This is a genomic window from Nocardia sp. XZ_19_231 (assembly GCF_015355705.1).
In the GTDB taxonomy this organism is placed as follows: domain Bacteria; phylum Actinomycetota; class Actinomycetes; order Mycobacteriales; family Mycobacteriaceae; genus Nocardia; species Nocardia salmonicida.
This window is the reverse complement of record NZ_JACUZI010000001.1, coordinates 909,467-932,500: the sequence shown is the minus strand read 5'-3', so window position 1 is coordinate 932,500 and position 23,034 is coordinate 909,467. Positions and strand designations below refer to the sequence as shown.

The following is a 23,034-nucleotide window of genomic DNA, read 5'->3' as shown; positions in this document are numbered from 1 at the left end:
TAGAAGGGGCAACGAGTGAGCACACCTCGGAAAGAGCTCGATATCGGTCAGTGGGTACCGGTCAGCGCCATACCCGCCCCGACTCCGATGATCATCACTCCGCCTGTGCTGCCGACAGTTTCGAGGCGACGCGGAGAACGCACGAACCACGACCGTGCCGTTGCCGCGAGCAATGCCCAACAACCATCCGACAGCGCTTGGATCGTCAGGAAGATCGCTCCCAGGACGAGCAATTGCGCGGGCAGAGCGCCCTGGGCAGGTACCGCGAACTGCGGAAGGACCGCGCCGAAGAAGACGATCGTCTTGGGGTTGGTGGCACCGACGATGAATCCCTGTCCGAGAACCCGACTTCCACCGACGCTCGGGGCATTCGAATGCAAGGCCGCCGCCAACTCCTTGCGATGCCGGATCGTCGCGACGCCCAAATAGATCAGGTACGCGGCTCCGACAACCTTCACGATCAGGAACAACGTCGCCGAGGCCATCAAGACCGCACCGAGGCCCACCGACACCGCGACCAACGGTACGAATGATCCGGCGACGGTGCCCGCGACCGACAGCACAGCGGACCGGCGCCCCAGCGTCAGTGCCCGGCCGATCGCGAACAGCACGTTCGGGCCGGGAATCACGATGATGATCAGAGAGGCGACGGCGAAGGCCGCGGCATGTGACAGCGGAACCATCTGTCGCAGCGTAGTTGCTTAGTAGGCGTAGTCCTGCACCCAGTGGAATCCGCGGCTGCTCGAGGCGAAGGTGTTGGGTCCCGGCGCTCCTGGGCGATCGTGACCGGGCGGCCGTGACGATCTCGGCGGCCCGGATTGCCGAGTCACCTGATCGGATTTCGCGAGCGTCTCGATCGATGACCTTTCCCACAACCTTCAGTCTGGCTGAAACTTGGCGCTATGCTTCAACTAGCCTGAAGGTTGGTGGACGTCACTCGACCGGGCACACCGATAGGAGCAATCCCCATGCCACAGAATGCATCTGGCATCGACTCGCTGGCGCTACCCGCCACGCCACTCGCGAACGAAACCCACCGGCTGATCGCCGAGGCTCTCGAGGCGCCTGTCCGCCATCACAGCATTCGCGGATTCCTGTTCGGGCGCGCCCTCGCCGCCGACCAAGGCCTGGAGCCCGGCGCGGACTACGACGAGGAGCTCATGTACCTCATCTGCGCGCTGCACGACATCGGCCTCTCCGAACGGGCCAATGGCACACAACGATTCGAGATGGACGGTGCGGATTTCGCGGCCGAATTCCTCGAAGCGCAGGGTGTCCGCGATGAGCGCGTCGACATCATCTGGGACGCCATCGCCGCGCACACAACCGGCCTCAGTGACTCACCGGTCTACCGCCGACGACGACCCGCCGCCATCTGGATCGCGGTCACCGGCATCGGCCTCGATGTCGGCGGCGGCCCCGGCGACCTACCCCCTGGCTTCGCGGATCTGGTCCACGCCGCCTATCCACGCCTCGGCGGCACGCGGGCCCTCACCGACGCCATCGAACGTCAGGCTGTCGCCGACCCGCGCAAGGCACCACCGGGTTCACTGCCGGGCGAGATCATCCGGCTGCGCCATCCCGAATTGGTGCCCTACACATGGGACATGATTCTCGACAAGAGCGGCTGGCAGGACTGAGCCGGTCGTCCGGGTGGAGAGGTTGCCGACCACGGGTCGCCGGTTTCAGGCGACACCGAACGGATTGTCGATGACGTAGCGCCAGAAGCCGTCGGCGTCGCGACGGGCGACGTCCGTGGCGGTTCCCGATACGTGGACCGGCTCGCCGTCCGGGCCGGTGCCGTCGATCTCCCAGTCGACGATGAGCAACGCGATATCTCCCGCGACGTATGTGTGGCGCGGACTGACTCGGATAGGCAGGCCCAGAGCGAGAAACTCGGCATTGGCCGCTCGCAACGCGGGCCCGGTGACCTCGCTGCCCGGTTCCGGCACGAATACGGCGTCGTCGGTGTACACCTCGGCGAGCGAGTCCGAGTCGAAGGTGTTGAAGCGGGCCGCGAACACCGCGGGATGTTGCCTCGGGTCGACAGTTAGGGCGACAGTGGGGTTGTGACGAGAACTGGTACGGGTCATAGCGACAGCCAACTCGGCCCGCGCGTAGGCAACCAAACGGTGACCGACACGGACTGGGACGACGAGCTCGTGCCCGACGACCGCGGGCGAACCCGCGCGCCGGAACCGGACTGCCCGGTCGAGGTCACCCTGACCGCGATCTCCGGCCGCTGGACAACCCTGGTATTGCGCGAACTCATGAGTGGGCCGCTCTCGTTCGGTGAATTGCGAGACCGGCTGCCGTCGCTCAGCGCCAAAGTGCTGACCGACCGTCTCCGCGATCTCGAAGCCCGCGCACTGGTCGAGCGACGGACGCACCGCGGCTTCCCTGTGCGCACGAGTTACGCCCTCACCGATCTCGACCGGGCGCTGCGGCCACTTCTGCTCGAGCTCTATCGGACCGGCGACACCTTGGCCGCCTTGCGTCCGCAAAACTCCTGATCGAACACCATCTATCGAACATACATTCGAACGCGTTGTAGACTGTCGCTCATGTCGCTGCCCCTGCAAGGTTCACTGTTCGACGGTGATGCGATTGCCCTGGGTTCCATCGAGGCGATCCAACGCACCCAGCTCGACACCACGAGCTGGGTCGATGTCATACCCGGCTGGCTCAGCGGCGCGAGCCAGCTGTTCGATCGGCTGGCCGAGCGGGTGCCCTGGCATGCCGAACGCAGGCCGATGTACGACCGGGTGGTCGACGTGCCGCGGCTGGTGTCGTTCTTCGGGGAGAACGATCCGCTGCCCGATCACATTCTGGTCGACGCGCGGGCGGCGCTCACCGCGCACTACGCGGCCGAGCTCGGTGAACCGTTCCGGACGGCCGGGCTGTGCTTCTATCGCGACGGCAGCGACAGCGTCGCCTGGCACGGGGACACGATCGGCCGCGGCGCCACCCACGACACGATGGTCGCGATCGTGTCGGTCGGGGCGCCGCGCTCCCTGCTGCTGCGGCCGCGCGGTGGTGGTGCGAGCGTGCGGTTCACGGCGGGGCACGGGGACCTCTTGGTGATGGGTGGTGCGTGTCAGCGCGCCTGGGAGCACGCGGTTCCCAAGACCGCACGTCCCGTCGGACCCCGCATCAGCATCCAGTTCCGCCCGCGGGGCGTCCGGTGAGACCGACCCGCAGTCGCTACGTGGTGGTCGGCAGTCCGCCATCTCGGGGGTTGGCGAGTGCTCGCGCCGCCTCGGTGGGGACGTAGCTCGCCAGCGCGCGGACTAGGTCCCGGATTCCTTCGCGAGTGGATGCCGACAGGCTCGCATGGCGTGCCACATCGAGCTCGTTGACAATCGTCAGGACCGCGAGATCGCGCAAGTCCGCACCCTCGATCGACCTCGACTCACCGGTGAACCGGTCGATCACGGTCAGCGGTCGCTGCCCGAGATCGCGGTATGTCCGCTCACGATCGCAGGCGCCGTAGAGATACACCAGTGCCTCCGCATCCGCCCCGATGACAGCGCGCAGACGCCCGCGATCCTCGGCGGGAAGCAGGGCGTGCGCGAAACCGTCTTGTGCCATATGACGCGTGACAGATCGCAGCCAGCTGGACGCGTGGCGCGGCGTTCCATTCGACCGTTAGGGCGTGCACCCGATGAAGATGCGCGAGCAACGTCCCGCCGGGATGTTCGATGTGTTCGGTCCCGAGAGTGCGTTGGAATTCGAATGCGCCGCGCACGACCTGGTCGGCAGCCAACCAGCTGGGGACGCAGGCCGACACAATGCGGGCCAGTTCCTCTGGGGCTTCCTGCGCCACGAGGTGGCCGACATCCGACAACTCGGTGACGGTGACCCGAGGGTTCGCCGCGCGGAACCGTTCTACATCAGCGGCGCTGAGCGGTGACCGTCCGGCACGCACGAGCAGGATGGGCAGGTCCGACGCCGCGGCCGTCGCCTGCAGTCGCGGGCCCCACGTCAGAGTGTCTTCCACGAGATCGGCCCGGCGATCACCCAGCCCGAGATCGCCGAGCCATGCGCGAACCCGATCCGGATCTGGCCATGCCACGACATCCACGAGAACCAGGCCCACGACACGTTGCGCGACAGTCGGTTCGGCGAGGGCAGCGATGGCGGCCAGCCCGCCGATCGAAGCTCCCACCACCACGATCGGCGTCAACTCTCGCCGCACCATCTCGATCACATCGTCGCGCAGCGCCCGAAGAGTTGTCGCCTGCCCGGTGCTCTCGCCGTGACCGCGCAGGTCGTAGGCCACCGTTCGCAACCCACATGCGACAAGCCGCGCCGAGATCGGTACCCACACACCGCGATTCTCACCACCCGCGTGGAGCAACAGAACCGTCGGTCCCGCGCCGGTGACAGTGGCCCGCAAAGTGACATCGCTCAGGGCGACGCTGACATCGGTGCCCATAGACGCTCCTCATTGAATTCCGGTGCTGAGCGCTGAATCGGACGTGCCTGCATGTGCCCGCAACCATCATCGGCGACACACGACGAACGGGTCAATCCTCGGTTTCCCTTGACCAACCACAGGTCTCAGCATCCTCACCGCTGCGCCGGATCGACCGAATCCGCCATGAGTTCGTGGGGCAGACAGCCGAATCGGCGTTCACTCTGCCGCTACCGTCACCGCGACGATACGCACTGGCGTCGAGCAGGAACGCCCGCAGGGTTCGATCATGTGACAGCAGCAGTTCGTCGCCGTGACGGGGCCAGGGACTATGCCCGGTTGGCGGGTCGTGCGCGATTGAGGGATTACGTCGACATGGCGGATTGTCGGTGGCTGGTCGTAGGATCCTGGGCATGGGGAGTTCACTTCTGCCGCACGTGCGGGCGTCGAATGCGTTGACGGGGCGGTGGTGCGCGACGTTCGGGGGCGCGGACGCGGCGGGGCTGGTCCTGGCGGCAGGTCAGGTCACCGAGCCGCCACGAGAATGGGTTCGGCCGGTCGGCGAAGCATCGGCGGCAGGTCGAAACACGGGGGCGCCGTGGCGAGATCGGTAATCGACATTGCCGAAGGCGTTGCTCAGCAACAGGATTCGGTTTCGATACGGCTAGTGGAGGCCGTATCCTGGTAGAAGTCCGCAGTCAGTTGCACAGGGGGTCGTGGTGATCGTCGTTGTCGCGGACGAGAGCGAACTCGAAGGCGCGGAACAGATCGTCGGCGCGGCCCTCCGCGACCAGGCATTTCGGGCGGGCGGCGTCGCCGTGTTCCGCTGCCATGTGCCGGAGAGCCGGGGCGGGTCGGTCGAGGTCGACGCGCTGGTGTGCACGCCGCAGAGCGTGACCATCGTGGAGGTGAAGGGTTTCACCTCCCGTCAGGAAGGCACTCTCGCCACCCCACCGAACGGGCCGTGGACCATCGACGGCGAGCCCGCCGCGCTCTATCACGCCGTCCGGGTACCGAATCCGTTCGTCCAGGTGCGCCGACAGGTGTTCGCCGCCAAGAGCTTGCTGCAGCAGTCCGGAATCTTCGGCTGGGTGAACGCGGTGATCGCGCTGGTCTCCCAGCCCGGCACCGAGATCACCATCGAGGAAACCAGAATCGCCGACGGGTACCGTGCGGTGCTGATCGATCGTGATGACGTCGGCGCGCTGCACGACCATTTCCAGGCGGAGAGTGGGCGCACCGTCCGGCTCAGTATCGATGACGTCACCCGGGTGTTCGCCGCCCTGAACCTGGGCCACCTGCTGCCGTCTCACGATGAGCTGACAGCACAGGGTTTTCCGGCCGTTCTCGACCCGGCGACCACTTCCCGGCCCGCCGGCCCGACTGCCGTGGAGCTCGGCTCCTCCTCGGGGACAGCAGATTCCGACACCGTATCGAATTCCGCTGCGGCGCCGACCAGTTCGGTACGGGTCGCCCAGGCGGCAACGCCCGCCTTTCTCGCTGCGATCGACAGGCTCGCCCATCGAGCCCCGACGTCGTCTCGCCCCGAGGAGTCCGCGACGCCGTTACCGTCCGAGGAAGTGGCGGAATCACCTTCTTCGAGCAAGGAAAGCGTTGCACACGTGGATGCTTCGGACAGCGAGGCGGCATCGGCCGCCGCGATCGGACAGCCGCCATCCGGGCCCGAACCCACTGATCAGGTGACGAACGAAGCGCCCTCGTCCGAGAACCTGTCACCGGACGACGCCTCTGAACGCGAGTCGGCCGAAGCGGTCACGGCTTCGCACAGCGAAAGCGTCGCACCCGCTGCATCTTTCGACGACCCGGTAGACACGGACTCGTCTGCCCCGGACGAAGCGACCAGGTCAGCGGACAGAGCGCCCGAAGGCGTTGTCTCGCTGACCAAGTCGACCGCTGGAACCGAATCGTCTGCGATCAATGGTCCGTTGGTTGGTGACACCGACGGCGAACGTGCTGCGAGTGAAAGCTCGGCGTACCGCCACGAACCCACACCGGAGGATGCCTCTACGAGCACTCCCGGTCCGGCGGTCGGCGCGGGTGCAGCAGTTGGTACGGCTGCCGCCCTGGGCGCCGCCGCCGCGGTCGGTTCGGCAAGCTCGACCAGCAAGACCGGATCGTGGAGCACCCCCTCGCCGTCGCACGACACCCATGCCGTCGCGCCCGCTTACCGTTCCCCGGAACCGGAAGCACCCCAGCAGAATTCGGAGCACTGGTCGGATTGGGTCGAACGTGACCGCACGAGGCGGCGACCGACTCTGTCGCAAAGGTGGCGGTCGTGGCGTCGGGGGAACGGTTCGTCGCTGATCGACCGGTGGCACAATCGCCCCGTTCGGGAGCGGAGTGCACCGCGGCGAGGACTGCGCGTTGGGCCCGGTGTCGCGTTGCTGCTGTTCATCGCCCTGGTCGGGGCCGGGTTCTTCGCGATCACGGCGGTGCAGGCGAGCCGATTCGAGATGTCGGACTACGACCGGATGTGCGGCGCGGACAAGAAGCCGTTCCCGAACGCCGCGCCCTATCAGCGCGACGGCGCACGGCCGATCTACCTGTCCGGTGAACTCACGGCCATGGTCCACCCGGACGATCCGACCGCGTGGAACCCCGACGACCCGTCGACCGTGCAGCTCATCGCCTGCATGAAGCAGCTGGAACTGCGCGACCTCGTCCAGACCTGCCAGTACGGTCCCTCCCCCGGCGCGCCGGTCGGGCGCACCGTCAACCTCTTCCGCGCCACCTACGAGATCGCGGTCTACGAACTCCACACCGGACGCGAGGTGGCCAAGGCGACCATGCTCGGCGAACGCTATTCCGCCAACCCGTCCAATACCGACCCGGACCGCTGCCGAGCGGCCGCCGACGCCCCCGACTACCTCGGCCGCCGCCTGGGCCAACCTTCGGCGGCCCAGCTCACCGGCTTCCTCGCCCCGTTGGTCCACGCCGACCGCTGAACCCCCCTTGACCTCGAGCGCACTCGAGGTAGCAAGATCACTTCGTGCCCAGCGCACACCCGACACCGCGCCTACCCAGCGTCGGTCGCGCCTCCGCCGGTTTCCTCGTACACCCACCGGCGGAGGCCGTCGGGATCCTCACCTCGGTGATGCGTGAGTTCGATTGCGGCAGTGGCAAGCTGGCAGGGTGGAACAGCCGAATGTCGCGCACGGACAACAGCCCTGGCAGGCGCCGGGACCGGGCGATCAGTGGCGACCGCCCCGCGGTCGTCGCAAGCGGCCGGGTTATCGGGAGCAGCAGGCGCGCAATGCGCGCTTGTTCGGTGGCAGACGAAAATGGCTATTGCTCGCGCTGGCTGCCCTCGTGCCGATCAGTGCGGTCGGCTTGATGGCCTGGGGTCTGCTCTCGCCGCGATCGGATACGGAGCGAACCGGCGATTGCGGGTACTACACAGATCCGGGGCGACCTGGCTGGGACTTCCATCGACGGGCATGTACCGACCCCGACGCCGTGTTGATCATCACCAGCGCATGGAGTACGCAGAAATGCGCGACGGGGGACCTGGACTTCTCCCGGAATTACCGAAAGAGCACCAGAGCGCCCATGAAGTACCTGTGCACTCATCTCAATGCGAAAGTCGGTGAGTGTGTCAACGATCCGGGCAACGTCCACGCTCACTTGGTTCGGCTACGCAAAGTTCCCTGTGGCGCAGGGGCATTCGAGGTCGACACCCGCGTCGATGCCGACGATGCCAAGGTCTGCGACGCATCGCGGAAGCGGTTTCGCGCGACGAAGCCGGTGACGCATACCGCGCCCGCGGTCTCGTTCTGCCTGCACAAGATCTGACCCGGCGGATCAGCCGGTGCCGCCCCCGAACAGCAGAACAGCCGCACGTCCATGTCGGACGTGCGGCTGTCTGGAATGGTTCACGCCGAAATGGTGATTTCCCATTCGTGGATCGTCAGGTCCGAGGCGCCGGTGGTGTGCAGCGGATCGGAGTGCACCAGAGCTGTTGCGGCAGCATGGTTTTCGGCCAACACAACGTAGGCACCGCCGGTGCCGTCGGTGAAGCCACCGCTTTCCTGGAGTCGACCCGCGGCGAGCAGCTCCTGCAGGAAGGTGCGGTGCGGTTCGATCACCGAGGCGTCGAACTTCGGGGTGCGCTCGGCCATCACGAGATACTTGCGCGCCACGGTCAGGACTCCGCCTCGCCGCGGGCGGCCTTCGTGGCGGCCGTAGCCGCGGCGGCGGCGCGAACCTGGGGCGCCACCTGCACGACCTGGCCGAGCACACCGTTCACGAACGACGGGGAGTCGTCGGTGGACAGTTCCTTGGCCAGCTCGACAGCCTCGTCGACCGCGACGACCGGGGGTACGTCGGTGGCGTGGAACAGTTCCCACACCGCGATCCGCAGGATGGCCCGGTCGACGGCGGGCAGCCGCTGCAGGGTCCAGTCCTGGAGGTAGCCCTCGATGGTGCCGTCGACCCGGTCGAGGTCGTCGGCTACGCCCTCGACGAGGGTGGTGGTGTAGGCGTGCACGGGGGCCACGCTCTGGTCGCGGGTCGCGAGGTCAGCGCGATCCGAGAGCAGCACGGAGACGTCGACATCGCGCGCCTCCGCCTCGAACAGCAGGTCCACGGCCCGGCGGCGTGCCTTGTGGCGCGCGCCGAGCTTCTTGAACGAGCCCTTCTTGTCAGCCGGGGAGTCGGTCACGATCAGCCGTTGACGCGGCCGAGGTAGCTGCCGTCGCGCGAGTCGATTTTCAGCTTGTCACCGGTGTTGATGAACAACGGGACGGCCACCTCGGCGCCGGTTTCCAGGGTGGCGGGCTTGGTGCCGCCGGTGGAGCGGTCTCCCTGCAGACCGATATCGGTGTGCTGCACGACCAGCTCGATGGTGACGGGGAGCTCCACGAACAGCGGCGCCTCCTCGTGCACGGCGACCTGCACGCCCATGTTCTCCAGCAGGAAGCGGGCACCGTCACCGATGGTGGCCTCCGGGATGGAGATCTGGTCGTAGGTGTCACCGTCCATGAAGATGTAGTCGGTGCCGTCGTGGTACAGGTAGGTCATGTCGCGACGGTCGACGGTCGCGGTCTCGACCTTGACACCCGCGTTGAAGGTCTTGTCGACGACCTTGCCGGACACGACGTTCTTCAGCTTGGTCCGCACGAAGGCGGGGCCTTTGCCCGGCTTCACGTGCTGGAATTCGATGATCTGCTGGAGCTGACCGTCGATCTTCAGCACAAGGCCGTTCTTGAAGTCGCTGGTGTCCGCCACTGTCCTCGGATCTCCTCGTTCGTAATACTGCGTACTGGGGGTTACTGCGTTCTGCGCGCCGATGTCACTCGACGACGATCAAGTCCTTGCTGGTGCGGGTGAGCAGTTCCGGGCCCGCTTCGCGCACCACGAGCGTGTCCTCGATCCGGACCCCGCCGCGGCCGGGAAGGTATACACCAGGTTCGACGGTCACCGCCACACCAGCCAGAAGTGTACCGGTACTCGTTTTCGCCACTCCGGGTGCTTCATGGATCTGCAGCCCCACCCCGTGACCGAGACCGTGCACGAACTGCGGGCCGTACCCCGCTTCTTCGATGATCGTGCGGGCCGCGGCGTCGACCTCGCTGGTCTGCGCGCCGGGTGTCAGCGCCTCGGTTCCCGCGCGTTGCGACCGGGCGACCAGTTCGTAGATGTCGCGCTGCCAGTCGGCGGGGGTGCCGAGGATCAGGGTGCGGGTCATGTCGGAGTGGTAGCCGTTGACCACCGCGCCGAAATCGAACTTCACGAAGTCGCCTACGGCCAGGACCGCGCCGGTCGGGCGATGATGCGGGATCGCCGAATTGGCGCCGGCGGCGACGATCGTCTCGAAGGAGATCGCCTCGGCGCCGTGCTCGAACATCGCCCATTCGAGGTCGCGGGCAACCTGTCGTTCGGTCCGGCCCGCACGCAGCAGGCCGCGCTCGAGCAGGGTGGCCAGGCCCGCGTCGGCGGCCGCGCACGCCGCGCTCAGTTGGTCCACCTCGTAGGGGTCCTTGACCATGCGTAACTGTTCGACCAGACCCGCGGTGGGAACGAGCTGCAATCCGGTGCGCAGTTCCTGGAACGCGGAGTGCTGATCGACGGTCACCACGTGGCTTTCGAAGCCGACCCGACCCAACTGCCATTCCCCTGACAGCTCGAGGATGCGGCGCGCGGTGGCCCGGCAGATCTCGGCCTGTAGGTCGGGGACCTGCTCGGCGACCTGAGCGGAGTAGCGGCCGTCGGTGCCGATGACGGTGCGGTCCTCGGCACCGCGCATGTCCCACGAGTGCACCAGGACAACGGCATTGGATCCGGTGAAGCCGGTCAGGTAGCGGATGTTGACCAGATCGGTCACCAGCAACGCGTCGACACCGTTTTCCACGAGCAGGCTCCGCAGGGCACCGCGCCGGGCCGCGTAATCGGGAGCCGTGTAGTCAGCACACATGGGTCAACGCTACCGCCCGACGGGCGACATGTCGGCACGTGATGCTCCGGATTCCGTGTCGACGGGCAACTGGATACGGCTTTGTTCACATGCGCGGAAGTTGTCCACATTCTCGGGGAGGACCCACTGTCGGCGGTCGCGGCGCAGCACGATCGATCCATGACCACTGCCGCGTTCTGTTGCCTCATCGCCTGGTGTCTGCTGCTGGGCGTCATCGATGTTCATGCCCGTCGTCTTCCCAACGCGCTGACCGGCATCGGCGCGGCCGCGGTGTTCCTGTTCGCCGCGTCGACCGGAGAATTGGGGACCGCGGTGATCGGTGCCGCGCTGTTGACGATGCCGTATCTGGTTGCCCACCTACTCTCCCCTGCCGCACTCGGGGCCGGTGATGTGAAGCTCGCGGTGGCGCTCGGGGCCGCCGCGGCGATCGCCGGGCCACCCGCCTGGGTGTGGGCCGCCGTGGCCGCACCGCTGCTCACCGCCGCGGCCGCGGTGGTGATGCTCGGCGGCGATCGGCTGCGGGTGGTACTGGGACGTGATTCACGCGAGGTGCGTGCTGCGCCCTCTCGACGCTTGGTTCCCCATGGACCGGCCATGTGCCTGGCCACGGTGACCGCGATGGTGTTGGCATGACCACTGGTGCGACGCGCCGAGACGATCCCGCTGACGAGGTTGTGTCGGCGGTCCGGAGTAGGCCGGTTCGGCCGGATCAGGGCGGCGGCCGCCACCGCTCGGCCCGCCGCGGCGCCGACGTGCCGCTCGTCACGTCGGCCCGCATTCCCTCCCACACGTGTCGACATGGGAAGATGGTCGGCGTGTTGCGCTGGATAACTGCCGGAGAATCCCATGGTCCCGCTCTCGTCGCCCTCCTGGAAGGGATGGTCGCCGGAGTCGAGGTGACATCGGACGATGTCTCCGCACAGCTCGCCCGCCGCCGGCTCGGTTACGGGCGCGGCGCCCGGATGAAGTTCGAGGCCGACAAGGTCACCCTGGTCGGTGGCGTGCGCCACGGCCGCACCATGGGTGGTCCGATCGCGATCGAGATCGCCAACTCCGAGTGGCCCAAGTGGACCGAAGTGATGTCGGCCGATCCGATCGACGAGACCGAGCTCGCGGGAATGGCGCGCAACGCGCCGCTGACCCGCCCTCGCCCCGGCCACGCCGATTACTCCGGAATGCTCAAGTACGGCTTCGACGACGCCCGCCCGGTGCTCGAGCGGGCCAGCGCCCGGGAGACCGCGGCCCGTGTCGCCGCCGGCACCCTCGCGCGCAACTTCCTGCGTCAGGCCTTCGGTGTCGAGGTCATCTCGCATGTGGTGTCGATCGGCGCCGCGGCCAACACCACCGGTGTCTCGCCGGGTCCGACCGATCTCGACGCGATCGATGCCAGCCCCGTGCGCGCGTTCGACGCCGAGGCCGAGGCGGCCATGATCGCCGAGATCGAAGCGGCCAAGAAGGACGGTGACACCCTCGGCGGTGTCGTCGAGGTGATCGTGGACGGGCTGCCCATCGGGCTCGGCTCGTTCGTCAGCGGCGAGCAGCGCCTCGATTCGCGCCTGGCCGCCGCCCTCATGGGCATCCAGGCGATCAAGGGTGTCGAGGTGGGCGACGGGTTCGAGACCGCGCGCCGACGAGGCAGCCTGGCCCACGACGAGATGCGTCCCGGCCCCGACGGTGTGCTGCGCTCGACCAACCGTGCGGGCGGGCTCGAAGGCGGCATGACCAACGGCGAAGCACTGCGGGTACGTGCCGCGATGAAGCCGATCTCGACCGTGCCGCGCGCGCTGTCGACGGTCGACATGTCCAGCGGTGAACAAGCCGTCGCCATCCACCAGCGCTCCGATGTGTGCGCGGTGCCCGCGGCGGCCGTTGTCGCGGAATCGATGGTGGCACTGGTACTGGCGCAGGCCGCGCTGGAGAAGTTCGGCGGCGACTCGCTGGCCGAGACCGTCGACAACATCAACAGTTACGTCAAGCGGATCGGCAGCCGCCCACACGTGCCCGCGGACAGCCGTATCCCGTGACCGAGCAGGGTCAGGAGGGGACCGCGCCGGAGAGCGACGCGGGCCCCTCACCGGCGAGCGTCGAGCCCGGTGCTGCTGACACCGACGCCGACGACCGGATCGCACCGTCTGCGCGGGTGGTGCTGGTCGGGCTGCCGGGCTCGGGGAAGTCGACGATCGGGCGCAAGCTGGCCAGGGAACTCGGGGTGGCGCTCTACGACACCGACGCGGGGATCGAGGACGATACCGGGCGCACCATTCCCGATATCTTCGCCACCGACGGTGAGGTGGAGTTCCGCCGGATCGAAGAAGAGGTGGTGCGCCGCGCCGTGCTCTCCCACGACGGCGTGGTCTCCCTCGGTGGCGGATCGGTGCTGTCCGAGCGGACCAGGGAACTGCTGCGTGACGCGACGGTGGTCTACCTGGAAATCAGTGTGTCCGAAGGGGTTCGGCGCACCGGCGCCAGCAGCACCCGCCCGCTGCTCAACGGGGTCGACCCGGCCGCCAAGTACCGGGATCTGATGCGCGAGCGTCGTCCGCTCTACCGCCAGATCGCCACCGTGCGCGTGCGCACCGACGGGCGGAGTCCGGGTCGGGTGGTGCGGATGATCCTGGCCAAGCTCGGCCTGGAATCGGTACGCACCGATCTCGACGCCGCGCGCTCGAACACCGGAAATGCCGCTGCGACTTCGGGTTCGGGTTCGGTCACCAGCAGACCCGGCGCCGGGAGCAACCGGTCCAAGAACCGGCGACGTGCCAGGGCACGCGCGGCCGCCGTGCGCCGAGGCGGCGCCGAGCAGTCGGGCGTGACGGCCACCGAGCGTCGTAGCGGCGTCGACGACCGGAACCGTTCGGCGCCGACGCCATCCGCGGCCGATGGCGCCACGGTCGACGAGACCACCGGTGCGGCTCGCACCGCTGGTGCGGCGCAGAGCGAGTCGCGTACGGCGGGCAGTCGACGGTCCCGGCGTACCAGGTCGCGCCGAGGAGGCGCCCGCATCCGGCCGGCGACCAGCGCTGCCGCCCGCGAGCCGGACAACTCGTCAGGTGCGGTGTCCGAGCACCCCGAAGGCCGTGCGAGCAACGCCGAGAACCAGCCGGGCAACCGGGAGGCCGCCGGGGGTCGTGCGGGCAACCGCAATGCCCCGGGTAGTCGGGCGAGCGGACGCACTGCGGTCTCCGGCGCCAAGACGAGCAGTCGCGGCGTCGGCCGAGGCAGACGCACGGCCACCCGCGACGCCGGCGCCCCGAAGAGGGTAGGTCACCGTGGTGGCGAGCCCGCGCAACCCTCGGGCTCGGCGACGTCGGACCCGACGAAGGAAGCCCGGACCGGGACGTCGCAACAGGTTCAGCGGGCCGGGCAACCCGGTGAAGCGGATCGCGGCACCGGTACCAACGAACGCAGGCGACGCGGGCAACCGCGGCGGCGTAGCGGGCGACGTAATAACAACGACCAGAAAGAATCGGAGCAGCGCACGTGACAGAGCCGTCCATCATTGAGGTTCGCACCGCCGACCCGTACCCGGTGATCATCGGCCGCGGGCTGCTCGGCGATCTCGTCGGAGCGGTCAACGCGGGCAATGCCGTGCGGACCGTGGCGATCTTCCATCAGCCGCCGCTGGCCGAGACCGCCGAAGCGGTGCGTAAAGCACTGGCCGACACCGGGATCGACGCGCATCGCATCGAGATCCCCGATGCCGAGGACGGCAAGGAACTGGCCGTGGCCGGGTTCTGCTGGGAGGTGCTCGGCCGAATCGGGCTGACCCGCAACGACGCCATCGTGAGTCTCGGTGGCGGCGCCGCCACCGACCTGGCCGGCTTCGTCGCCGCCACCTGGATGCGCGGGGTACGCATCGTGCACGTGCCGACCACGCTGCTGGCGATGGTCGACGCGGCGGTCGGCGGTAAGACCGGCATCAACACCGAGGCGGGCAAGAACCTCGTCGGCAGTTTCCACGAACCCAGCGCCGTGCTGGTCGATCTCGTGACGCTGGAAACGGTGCCGCGCAACGAGATCGTGGCGGGCATGGCCGAGATCATCAAGGCCGGTTTCATCGCCGACCCGGTGATCCTCGACCTCATCGAAGCCGACCCCGAGGCCGCCCTCGACCCCACCGGCGAGGTGCTGCCCGAACTGATCCGCCGCGCCATCCAGGTCAAGGCCGATGTGGTCGCCGCCGACCTCAAGGAATCGAGCCTGCGCGAGATCCTGAACTACGGCCACACCCTCGGCCATGCCGTGGAACGCCGCGAGCGCTACCGCTGGCGTCACGGCGCCGCGGTCTCCGTCGGCCTGGTCTTCGCCGCCGAACTCGGCCGCCTGGCCGGGCGTCTGGACGACGCCACCGCCGACCGGCACCGCACCATTCTGGAAAGTGTCGGCCTGCCTGTCACCTACGACGGCGACGCACTCCCCCACCTGATGGACGCCATGCAAACCGACAAGAAGACCCGTTCCGGGGTCCTGCGTTTCGTGGTCCTCGACGGTCTGGCCAAGCCCGGCCGCCTCGAAGGCCCCGACCCGTCGCTGCTGGCCGCCGCCTACTCGGCGATCGCGCGCGACACCACCCCGGGCACGTCGCCGATCATGCTCTGAGATCCGAGTTGCCGACCTGTGCGCACTCAGTAGAAGCGCTTACAGGTTCGGCGCGGGTTCCGCTGCCGGAGAGGGCGATTCAGCTCGCGGTAGCGAACGCTGGTTCTGTCGCGGGAGTAGCGGATTCGCTCGAACGTCGCGACCGGGTGTGACCGAAGGCGACACCCACCATCGCGGGCAGGAAGACCAGCAGCAGGATGAACGAGGCCGCGGAGGTCAGCTCGTAGAGGAAGCCGGCGTCGCCGAGTTCGATTCCGGGCACCTGATCGAGGACCCAGCACACTGCCGAGCTGGCCAGTCCCGCGCCGAAACCGGCGGCCAGCCAGCGAACAGTGAGGCTGTCGGCGCCCGCACGGGCGTCGCGCAAGCCCCAGACGACGGCCACCGCGATGATCGCCACCAGGCATAGCACGCGCCAGAAGGTGCCGTAGGTGGGCCAGGAGGCCATGGCGAGGCCGAGGAGGACGCGCAAGGCGACGACCAGCGCGCCGAGGACGGTGGCTCGTAACACCCAAGCGGTCATGGACAACACCTTAGCGAGATAAAACTAGAACCGGTATCAATTTCGCGGATCGGGCGACATTCTGTTCCGACAGCGCGGGCCTACTCGACGGCAGCGGCCATCGCGGCGCGCGGCGCCGGCTGGCCGGTGAACAGCTCGACCTGGCCGTAAGCCTGATTCAGCAACATCTGCAGCCCGCTGACCACCGTGTGTCCGGCGGCCTCGACCGCCGTTGCCAACGGGGTCGGCCACGGGTTGTAGATGGCGTCGAGCACCACCGGCGCCGCGGCTACCGCCGAGGCGATCACCGCGGCGGCCTCGGCGGGCACCGTACTGACCACCGCACCGGCCGACGCGCACGCGGCGCGCACCTGCTCCGCGTCGAGCGGCACGACCGTGGCTCGCATCCCGAGTCGATCGGCCAATTCCAGCGAGCTCCGCGCCCGTCCGGCATCGCGGGCGATCACCGTGACCGACTTCGCGCCGAGTTCGGACAGCGCCAGCAATGCGGGCCTGGCTGTTCCACCGGCGCCCAGCACGACGGCCTCGTCGAGCGAGGAGACACCGCCGCCGCGCAGCGCGCCGAGGACGCCGTCGACATCGGTGCAGTCCGCCCGCCATCCGCCCTCGGTCCGCACGAGGGTGTTGGCCGAGCCGACCAGCACCGCGCGTTCGGTGCGCTCGACGGCCACCGCCAGCGCCGCCTCCTTGCCGGGCATGGTCACCGACAGACCGACCCATTCCGGCCCGAGCCCGTCGACAAGGCCGGGCAACTGCTCGGCCGAGCACTCGATGCGTTCGTAGCTCCAGGGCAATCCGAGCGCGCGATAGGCCGCCAGATGCAGTTGTGGCGACCGTGAATGCTCGATCGGCTTGCCGAGCACCGCCGCCTTGCGCACCTCAGCCACCGTAGGGCCGTGAGCTGTCGAGGATGCCACTGCGCTGCGCCTGCGTGACCAGCCGCAGATGCTCGGAGTAGGAGTCGGTGAACTTGGTCGTGCCCTGTTTGTCGACGGTGACGAAGTACAACCACGCACCCGGCTCCGGGTTCTCCATGGCACGCAACGCGCCCACCGACGGCGCGGCGATCGGCGTCTTGGGCAGGCCCTCCATCGCGTAGGTGTTCCAGGGAGTCTCCGCGGCCCGGTCGGCGTCGGTGGTGGCCACCTCGGTGGTGTCGAGCGCGTAGTTCACGGTGGAGTCGAACTGCAGCATCTGACCGACCCGCAGCCGGTTCACGATCACCCGTGCCACCTTGCCCATGTCCTGGGGTTTCGCCTCCCGTTCGACCAGCGAGGCGGCGACGAGCGTTTCGTACGGCGACAGCTTCGTGTCGGCGCCCGACTGGAGCAGTCCGGTGGCTTCGTAGCTCCGCACGCTCGCGGTCACCATCTGCCGCAGGATCTGTTCCGGTGTCCCGCTCGGATCGAAATCCCAGGTCCCGGCGGCGATGAGGCCTTCCAGCTGCCTGGTTCTATCGGGGGTTACCTTGACCGCTTGCATGGCCCATGCGGGCACGCCGAGTGCGTTCGGGTCCATGCTCGCGCCCGCGGCGTCGAGCTGTTCGTAGGTCACACACTTGCGCTCGGGGCCGACGCAGCTGGCCTCCGCGATCTTGCGATAGATGCCGTCGTATCGACCACCGGTGGTCGCGTCGTGCTTGTCGTGCAGCAGCCGACCCTCGGAGATGGTCACATTGCCCACCCGAGATTTCCCGCCGACCAACGCGGTGACAGCGTCGACGGCCGGGCTCTTCGTGCCGATCGCGTAGAAACCGGGCTGGACGCTGTTCATGCTCGAATTCTGTACGGCCGCTTCGTAGAAGGCTTCGGAGCTGGCGACCACGCCCTTCTTGTGCATCTCGTCGGCGATCTGCGTCGCGGTGTCACCGGAATGCACCTGGACCACCACGGGCGCACCGGGCGGACCGGCGAAATCTTCGGCCGGGCTGAGGCTGCCCATCAGTTTGTATCCGGCGAAACCCGCGGCCGAGACGACCAGAACGACGAACACCGCGGCCACGGCCCATAAATTGCGACGGCGCCGCTTACGCTCGGCCGCCTTGCGTGAGGCGATCCGCGACCGCTTGCCGCGTCCCGACGCCCGAGCGCGGCCGCGTTCGGGCGCTGCCGCGCGACCCGACTGCGCCGCGCGCTGCCCGACTCGGCGCGGCGGGGGCGCCGGTTCGGGTTCGGGCTCGGGTTCGGGCTCGTCGTAGATCTCGTCCTCGTAGCGCGGGATGACATCGGTGCCAGCTTCGTCGTCCCACCCGGCAGGGCCTGCCTGCTGCGGCTCGTCGTCGCGCGCCGCACGGGGGTCCAGACCCCAATCGTCGCGTCGGGGATAGCGCCGGTCAGCTTCCCGTGCTCGGTAGCGTTCCTCGGCCCTGGTCCATCGGTCGGTCATGCATCGTCTCCGACCCTCGCCGTATCTGCTGCGTCCTTCAACACCGAACTCCGCTCGTCCAACCATCCTTGCAGAATCGACACGGCTGCCGCCTGATCGATCATCTGCCGCTGGCCACGTGCGCGAACTCCACTGTCGCGCAGCGCACGTGCAGCAGATACCGTAGTCAAACGTTCGTCGGAAAGGCGTATCGGAATCGGGTCGATCACCCGTCGCAACTGCTTGGCAAACTTGCGCGCGATGGCAGCCGCGGTGCCGTTTTCGCCGCGCAGGGTGCGTGGCAGGCCGATGACCACCTCCACCGCTTCGTATTCCCGCACAATGTCGGCAATTCTTGCGATGTCGGCGGGCGGACCGCCGGTGCGCCCACCGGACTTGGCGCGCGCGACGGTCTCGACAGGGGTGGCGAGGATGCCATCGGGGTCGCTCGAGGCGACACCGATGCGCACGCTACCGACGTCGATCGCGATCCGACGGCCCCGACCCGGGTCGGTGCCCGGGTCGGGGCGGTCGGCGGATTCCTCGCTGGACGAACCAGGGGTCGTCATCAGCCGGCGAGTTCGGCCACCCGGGCACGGACCGCGGTCAAACCGGTCGGGATACCCGACGGATCCGAGCCCGCGCCCTGTGCCATCTCCGGCTTGCCACCGCCGCGCCCGGCGATGCTCGGGCCGAAGGCCGCGACCAGATCGCCCGACTTGAAGCCGAGATCCTGGGCCGCCTTGTTCACGGTCACCACGAACGGCGCCTTGCCGTCGACATTGCCGAGCAGCACCACGACAGCGGCCTCGCTGCCGAGCCGGCCACGGATATCGGTGGCCAGGGTGCGCAGGTCACCGGCCGACACGCCCTCGGGCGCCGCGGCGGCCACCAGACGCACCGCACCGACCCGCTCGGCCTGCTCGGCGAACGTGCCCGCCGAGGACAGCACCGCGGCGATCTTGGTGCGTTCCAGTTCCTTCTCGGCCACCTTGAGCCGCTCCACGAGCTGCTCCACGCGACCGGGCACCTCGTCGGAGGGCACCTTCAGCGAGGAGGCGACACCGGCCAGCAGCGCACGCTCCTTGGCCAGGTACTTGTAGGAGTCGAGGCCGACGAAGGCCTCGACGCGGCGCACACCGGAGCCGACCGAGGACTCACCGAGCAGGGTGATCGGGCCGATCTGCGAGGAGTGCTCCACGTGGGTGCCACCGCACAGCTCCATGGAGAACGGACCGCCGATCTCCACGACGCGCACCTCGTCGCCGTAGTTCTCGCCGAACAGCGCCATCGCGCCCATTTCCTTGGCCTTGGGCAAATCGGTGACGAAAGTGTTCACCGGGAAGTCCGAGCCGACAGCGTCATTGGAGACGGCCTCGATATCGGCCTTCTGCTGCTCCGACAGCGCGCCCTGCCAGTTGAAGTCGAAACGCAGGTAGCCGGGCTTGTTCAGCGAACCCGCCTGCACGGCGTTGGGGCCGAGGATCTGACGCAGGGCGGCGTGCACCATGTGCGTGCCGGAGTGACCCTGGGTGGCGCCGCGACGCCAGGCCGGATCCGCTTGGGCGAGAACGACATCGCCCTCGGTGATCTGACCCGCCTCGACGGTGGCCTTGTGGACCCAGACCTTCTTGGCGATCTTCTGCACATCGTTGACCTGAAGTTTCAGGCCCGAGGCGGTGATGGTGCCACGGTCGGCGATCTGACCGCCGGACTCGGCGTACATCGGGCTGCGATCGAGGATGACCTCGATGTCCTGGCCGAGGGTGGCCACCGGGACCCGCACGCCGTCGGCGATCAGGGCCAGCACGTTGGCCTCGGAGGTCAGCTCGTCGAAACCGGTGAACTCGGTGGCGCCGCGGTCGACCAGTTCCTTGTAGACGGTGAGGTCGGCGTGGGCGTGCTTACGGGCCTGCGCGTCGTCCTTGGCGCGCTTGCGCTGCTCGGCCATGAGCGAGCGGAAACCGTCTTCGTCGACGGAAAGGCCTGCCTCGGCGGCCATTTCGAGGGTGAGGTCGATCGGGAAGCCGTAGGTGTCGTGCAGCGCGAACGCGTCGGAACCGGTGATCTGCTTGCCGCCCTTGGACTTCACCGCGGTGGCGGCGTTGTCGAACAGGGTCTCGCCGGTGTTGAGGGTCTTGAGGAACGCCATCTCCTCGCCGACCGACACGGTCTCGATCCGCAAGAAGTCGGTGCCCAGTTCGGGATAGGACGGCGACATCAGGTCGGTGACGACCTTGATCAGCTCGGCCATCACCGGCTTCTCGGCGCCGAGCAGGCGCGCCGAACGCACGATGCGGCGCAGCAGGCGGCGCAGCACGTACCCGCGACCGTCGTTGCCGGGGTTCACGCCGTCGGCGATGAGCATCGCGGCGGTGCGGGCGTGGTCGGCGATTACGCGGAAGCGCACATCGTCGGTGTGCTCGACGCCGTAGGAGCGGCCGGTGAGTTCCTCGGCCTTGTCGATGATCGGGCGCATCAGGTCGGTCTCGTAGACGTTGTCCACGCCCTGGAGCAGGAACGCGACGCGCTCGACGCCCATGCCGGTGTCGATGTTCTGCTTGGGCAGCGGGCCGAGGATCTCGAAGTTGTCCTTGGAGATGCCCGCACCGCGCTCGTTCTGCATGAACACGAGATTCCAGATCTCGATGTAGCGGTCCTCGTCGGCCTCCGGGCCGCCCTCGACACCATATTCGGGGCCGCGGTCGTAGTAGATCTCCGAACACGGGCCACACGGGCCGGGGATGCCCATCGACCAGTAGTTGTCGGCCATGCCGCGGCGCTGGATGCGGTCCGCGGGCACGCCCATCTCGAGCCACATCCGCTCGGCCTCGTCGTCATCGAGGTAGACGGTGACCCATAGGCGCTCGGGATCGAAGCCGTAGCCGCCGTTCTCGACGGTGTCGGTGAGCAGCGTCCAGGCCAGGGTGATGGCCTGGCGCTTGAAGTAGTCGCCGAAGCTGAAATTGCCCGCCATCTGGAAGAACGTGTTGTGGCGAGTGGTGATGCCGACGTTCTCGATGTCGAGGGTGCGCACGCACTTCTGCACGCTGGTCGCGGTAGCCCACGGCGGGGTCTGCTGACCCAGGAAATACGGAACGAACTGGACCATGCCTGCGTTGACGAACAACAGGTTGGGGTCGGCCAGGATCAGCGAAGCACTGGGGACCTCGGTGTGTCCGGCACGGACGAAATGGTCCAGGAACCGTCGTCGAATCTCGTGGGTCTGCACAAATACCCAGACTACCGGTGCGGTGCGCGTGGTTTTTCATCGACCGGGGTGGTCCACGCCACGCAGGTGGCACGACGGATCTTCTATCTTCCGCGGATGATGCGGCGCAGCTTCTCCAGGCGCGGGGCGATCGTGCGTTCGTTGCCGTGGTCGGTGGGCAGGTAGTAGTCGGTGCCGACCAGTTCGTCGGGCGGATACTGCTGGGTGACGACGCCCTCGCGGGATTTGTGCGGGAACTTGTAGCCCTGGGCGTTGCCGAGCAGGGCGGCGCCCGCGTAGTGGCCGTCGCGCAGGTAAGGCGGAACCGCACCGGCCTTGCCGCGGGAGACATCGGCCATGGCCGTGCCGATCGCAGTGGTCACCGCGCCGGATTTGGGGGCGGTGGCGAGATGGATGGTGGCCTGCGCCAGGGCGAGTTTGCACTCGGGAAGGCCGACCAGTTGGACGACCTGCGCGGCGGCGGTGGCGGTCTGCAGGGCCATCGGGTCGGCCATGCCGATGTCTTCGCTGGCGTGGATCATCAGGCGACGCGCGATGAAACGAGGATCTTCGCCCGCGGCGAGCATGCGTGCCAGGTAATGCACGGCCGCGTCGACATCGGAGCCGCGAATGGACTTGATGAAGGCGCTGATCACGTCGTAGTGCTGGTCGCCCGCCCGGTCGTAGCGAACGGCGGCCTTGTCGACGGTAGCCTCGACGGTCTCCAACTCGACGGCGCCGTCGGACGCGGACTCCGCCGACGCCTCCAAGGCGGTGAGCGCGCGGCGGGCGTCGCCACCCGCGATCCGGACGATGTGTTCGATCGCCTCGTCGCTGACGGTGTAGGCGTCGGCGAGACCGCGCGGGTCGGTGATCGCGCGGGCCAGGACCGCGCGGATGTCGTCGGGGGTGAGCGGTTGCAGTTGCAGGACCAGCGAGCGCGACAGCAGCGGGGAGACGACGGAGAACGAGGGGTTCTCGGTGGTCGCGCCGACCAGCAGCACGACCCGGTTCTCGACGGCGGCCAGCAACGCGTCCTGCTGGGTCTTGGAGAAGCGGTGGATCTCGTCGATGAACAGCACGGTCTGCTCGCCCGCGGCGAGTCGGCGTCGGGCGAGGTCGATCACCGCGCGCACTTCCTTGACCCCGGCCGAGAGCGCCGACAGCGCTTCGAACCGTCGACCGGTGGCCTGCGAGAGCAGCGAGGCCAAGGTGGTCTTGCCGGTACCGGGCGGGCCGTAGAGCAGCACCGACGCCGCACCCGACCCTTCGACAAGCCTGCGCAACGGCGAGCCGGGGCCGAGCAGATGCGCCTGACCGATCACCTCGTCCAGGTTCGCGGGGCGCATCCGGACGGCGAGCGGCGCGCCCGAGTCGCGACGGAACACCGCATCGGCGCCGGATTCGGCGGACGCGTGTTCGCCGGGCACGTCGAAAAGGCTGTCGCTCACGGTGTGCAGGGTACCGAGGCCCTCGGACATGTTCTG

22 protein-coding genes and 1 pseudogene are annotated in these 23,034 nt (G+C 68.1%); 9 read left to right on the top strand and 14 right to left on the bottom strand.

What is annotated here, in order from left to right:
• Positions 1 to 47 precede the first annotated feature (47 nt).
• Entirely contained in the window at positions 48 to 683 is a 636-nt protein-coding gene (locus IBJ82_RS04125; RefSeq protein ID WP_194824570.1) for a LysE family translocator, read from the bottom strand.
• Between the two features lie 285 nt (positions 684 to 968).
• Between IBJ82_RS04125 and IBJ82_RS04120 the strand changes: the two genes are divergently transcribed.
• Complete coding sequence (locus IBJ82_RS04120; RefSeq protein ID WP_194824569.1) at positions 969 to 1,640, top strand: HD domain-containing protein; 672 nt, start codon at positions 969 to 971, stop codon at positions 1,638 to 1,640.
• 45 nt (positions 1,641 to 1,685) lie between these two features.
• On the opposite strand, the gene IBJ82_RS04115 is transcribed toward IBJ82_RS04120, so the two are convergent.
• Positions 1,686 to 2,093 (bottom strand): DUF4440 domain-containing protein, encoded by a 408-nt coding sequence (locus IBJ82_RS04115; protein WP_194824568.1) that lies wholly within the window; start codon positions 2,091 to 2,093, stop codon positions 1,686 to 1,688.
• A 39-nt stretch (positions 2,094 to 2,132) separates the two neighbouring features.
• On the opposite strand from IBJ82_RS04115, the gene IBJ82_RS04110 reads away from it, so the two are divergent.
• Positions 2,133 to 2,513, top strand: coding sequence for a winged helix-turn-helix transcriptional regulator (locus tag IBJ82_RS04110; protein WP_370585137.1), 381 nt, complete (start codon positions 2,133 to 2,135; stop codon positions 2,511 to 2,513).
• Between the two features lie 51 nt (positions 2,514 to 2,564).
• Complete coding sequence (locus tag IBJ82_RS04105) at positions 2,565 to 3,188, top strand: alpha-ketoglutarate-dependent dioxygenase AlkB (RefSeq protein ID WP_194824566.1); 624 nt, start codon at positions 2,565 to 2,567, stop codon at positions 3,186 to 3,188.
• A gap of 16 nt (positions 3,189 to 3,204) precedes the next feature.
• On the opposite strand, the gene IBJ82_RS04100 is transcribed toward IBJ82_RS04105, so the two are convergent.
• Together IBJ82_RS04100 and IBJ82_RS35270 are read right to left on the bottom strand one after the other, a co-directional pair.
• Positions 3,205 to 3,591: a DUF6817 domain-containing protein gene (locus IBJ82_RS04100; RefSeq protein WP_194825235.1), complete on the bottom strand. Its 387-nt coding sequence runs from the start codon at positions 3,589 to 3,591 to the stop codon at positions 3,205 to 3,207.
• The gene (locus IBJ82_RS35270) at positions 3,473 to 4,438 is read right to left on the bottom strand and encodes an alpha/beta hydrolase family protein (RefSeq protein ID WP_194824565.1); all 966 of its coding nucleotides are present in this window, start codon (positions 4,436 to 4,438) and stop codon (positions 3,473 to 3,475) included. The genes IBJ82_RS04100 and IBJ82_RS35270 overlap by 119 nt, the downstream gene beginning before the upstream one ends.
• 698 nt (positions 4,439 to 5,136) lie before the next feature.
• Between IBJ82_RS35270 and IBJ82_RS04090 the strand changes: the two genes are divergently transcribed.
• Together IBJ82_RS04090 and IBJ82_RS04085 are read left to right on the top strand one after the other, a co-directional pair.
• Complete coding sequence (locus IBJ82_RS04090; RefSeq protein ID WP_194824564.1) at positions 5,137 to 7,383, top strand: nuclease-related domain-containing protein; 2,247 nt, start codon at positions 5,137 to 5,139, stop codon at positions 7,381 to 7,383.
• 187 nt (positions 7,384 to 7,570) lie between these two features.
• Positions 7,571 to 8,230 carry a hypothetical protein gene (locus IBJ82_RS04085; protein ID WP_194824563.1) on the top strand — a complete coding sequence of 220 codons (660 nt, stop codon included), beginning with the start codon at positions 7,571 to 7,573 and terminating at the stop codon, positions 8,228 to 8,230.
• 80 nt (positions 8,231 to 8,310) lie between these two features.
• Here IBJ82_RS04085 and IBJ82_RS04080 read toward each other — a convergent pair whose 3' ends face one another.
• From IBJ82_RS04080 to IBJ82_RS04065, 4 genes are all read right to left on the bottom strand, one after another.
• A complete protein-coding gene (locus IBJ82_RS04080; protein WP_056810614.1) occupies positions 8,311 to 8,577 on the bottom strand; it encodes a YciI family protein in 267 nt (88 codons plus the stop codon).
• Positions 8,578 to 8,579: 2 nt separating this feature from the next.
• Positions 8,580 to 9,098: a transcription antitermination factor NusB gene (nusB, locus tag IBJ82_RS04075; protein ID WP_056810618.1), complete on the bottom strand. Its 519-nt coding sequence runs from the start codon at positions 9,096 to 9,098 to the stop codon at positions 8,580 to 8,582.
• A gap of 2 nt (positions 9,099 to 9,100) precedes the next feature.
• Positions 9,101 to 9,664: an elongation factor P gene (efp, locus tag IBJ82_RS04070; RefSeq protein WP_056810621.1), complete on the bottom strand. Its 564-nt coding sequence runs from the start codon at positions 9,662 to 9,664 to the stop codon at positions 9,101 to 9,103.
• 64 nt (positions 9,665 to 9,728) lie between these two features.
• Positions 9,729 to 10,850 carry a Xaa-Pro peptidase family protein gene (locus tag IBJ82_RS04065; protein WP_056810624.1) on the bottom strand — a complete coding sequence of 374 codons (1,122 nt, stop codon included), beginning with the start codon at positions 10,848 to 10,850 and terminating at the stop codon, positions 9,729 to 9,731.
• Between the two features lie 159 nt (positions 10,851 to 11,009).
• On the opposite strand from IBJ82_RS04065, the gene IBJ82_RS04060 reads away from it, so the two are divergent.
• The 4 genes and pseudogenes from IBJ82_RS04060 to aroB all read left to right on the top strand — a co-directional run bounded on the left by IBJ82_RS04060 (position 11,010) and on the right by aroB (position 15,449).
• The gene (locus IBJ82_RS04060; RefSeq protein ID WP_194824562.1) at positions 11,010 to 11,483 is read left to right on the top strand and encodes an A24 family peptidase; all 474 of its coding nucleotides are present in this window, start codon (positions 11,010 to 11,012) and stop codon (positions 11,481 to 11,483) included.
• A 182-nt stretch (positions 11,484 to 11,665) separates the two neighbouring features.
• Entirely contained in the window at positions 11,666 to 12,874 is a 1,209-nt protein-coding gene (gene aroC, locus IBJ82_RS04055; protein WP_194825164.1) for a chorismate synthase, read from the top strand.
• A 98-nt stretch (positions 12,875 to 12,972) separates the two neighbouring features.
• Positions 12,973 to 13,482: pseudogene (locus tag IBJ82_RS34485) on the top strand (shikimate kinase); the annotation flags it as partial.
• 848 nt (positions 13,483 to 14,330) lie between these two features.
• Positions 14,331 to 15,449, top strand: coding sequence for a 3-dehydroquinate synthase (aroB, locus tag IBJ82_RS04045; RefSeq protein ID WP_194824561.1), 1,119 nt, complete (start codon positions 14,331 to 14,333; stop codon positions 15,447 to 15,449).
• A 79-nt stretch (positions 15,450 to 15,528) separates the two neighbouring features.
• Here aroB and IBJ82_RS04040 read toward each other — a convergent pair whose 3' ends face one another.
• The 6 genes from IBJ82_RS04040 to IBJ82_RS04015 all read right to left on the bottom strand — a co-directional run bounded on the left by IBJ82_RS04040 (position 15,529) and on the right by IBJ82_RS04015 (position 22,998).
• Positions 15,529 to 15,972 (bottom strand): B-4DMT family transporter, encoded by a 444-nt coding sequence (locus IBJ82_RS04040; RefSeq protein WP_228536423.1) that lies wholly within the window; start codon positions 15,970 to 15,972, stop codon positions 15,529 to 15,531.
• 80 nt (positions 15,973 to 16,052) lie between these two features.
• On the bottom strand, positions 16,053 to 16,859 hold the full coding sequence (locus IBJ82_RS04035) for a shikimate dehydrogenase (RefSeq protein WP_194824559.1): 807 nt from the start codon (positions 16,857 to 16,859) through the stop codon (positions 16,053 to 16,055).
• Positions 16,852 to 18,357, bottom strand: a complete 1,506-nt coding sequence (mltG, locus tag IBJ82_RS04030) for an endolytic transglycosylase MltG (protein WP_194824558.1) — start codon at positions 18,355 to 18,357, stop codon at positions 16,852 to 16,854. The genes IBJ82_RS04035 and mltG overlap by 8 nt, the downstream gene beginning before the upstream one ends.
• On the bottom strand, positions 18,354 to 18,905 hold the full coding sequence (gene ruvX, locus IBJ82_RS04025; RefSeq protein WP_056810643.1) for a Holliday junction resolvase RuvX: 552 nt from the start codon (positions 18,903 to 18,905) through the stop codon (positions 18,354 to 18,356). The genes mltG and ruvX overlap by 4 nt, the downstream gene beginning before the upstream one ends.
• The gene (gene alaS / locus IBJ82_RS04020) at positions 18,905 to 21,568 is read right to left on the bottom strand and encodes an alanine--tRNA ligase (RefSeq protein ID WP_194824557.1); all 2,664 of its coding nucleotides are present in this window, start codon (positions 21,566 to 21,568) and stop codon (positions 18,905 to 18,907) included. The genes ruvX and alaS overlap by 1 nt, the downstream gene beginning before the upstream one ends.
• Positions 21,569 to 21,651: 83 nt before the next feature.
• A complete protein-coding gene (locus tag IBJ82_RS04015; protein WP_370585136.1) occupies positions 21,652 to 22,998 on the bottom strand; it encodes a replication-associated recombination protein A in 1,347 nt (448 codons plus the stop codon).
• Between the last annotated feature and the right edge of the window lie 36 nt (positions 22,999 to 23,034).

Bases quoted from the DNA above. Each gene is read 5' to 3' on its own strand.
- IBJ82_RS04105 (WP_194824566.1), top strand. From the start codon at position 2,565: ATGTCGCTGCCCCTGCAAGGTTCACTGTTCGACGGTGATGCGATTGCC.
- IBJ82_RS04125 (WP_194824570.1), bottom strand. From the start codon at position 683: ATGGTTCCGCTGTCACATGCCGCGGCCTTCGCCGTCGCCTCTCTGATC.
- IBJ82_RS04100 (WP_194825235.1), bottom strand. From the start codon at position 3,591: ATGGCACAAGACGGTTTCGCGCACGCCCTGCTTCCCGCCGAGGATCGC.
- IBJ82_RS04065 (WP_056810624.1), bottom strand. From the start codon at position 10,850: ATGTGTGCTGACTACACGGCTCCCGATTACGCGGCCCGGCGCGGTGCC.
- IBJ82_RS35270 (WP_194824565.1), bottom strand. From the start codon at position 4,438: ATGGGCACCGATGTCAGCGTCGCCCTGAGCGATGTCACTTTGCGGGCC.
- IBJ82_RS04120 (WP_194824569.1), top strand. From the start codon at position 969: ATGCCACAGAATGCATCTGGCATCGACTCGCTGGCGCTACCCGCCACG.
- IBJ82_RS04060 (WP_194824562.1), top strand. From the start codon at position 11,010: ATGACCACTGCCGCGTTCTGTTGCCTCATCGCCTGGTGTCTGCTGCTG.
- mltG (WP_194824558.1), bottom strand. From the start codon at position 18,357: ATGACCGACCGATGGACCAGGGCCGAGGAACGCTACCGAGCACGGGAA.
- IBJ82_RS04115 (WP_194824568.1), bottom strand. From the start codon at position 2,093: ATGACCCGTACCAGTTCTCGTCACAACCCCACTGTCGCCCTAACTGTC.
- IBJ82_RS04040 (WP_228536423.1), bottom strand. From the start codon at position 15,972: ATGACCGCTTGGGTGTTACGAGCCACCGTCCTCGGCGCGCTGGTCGTC.
- ruvX (WP_056810643.1), bottom strand. From the start codon at position 18,905: ATGACGACCCCTGGTTCGTCCAGCGAGGAATCCGCCGACCGCCCCGAC.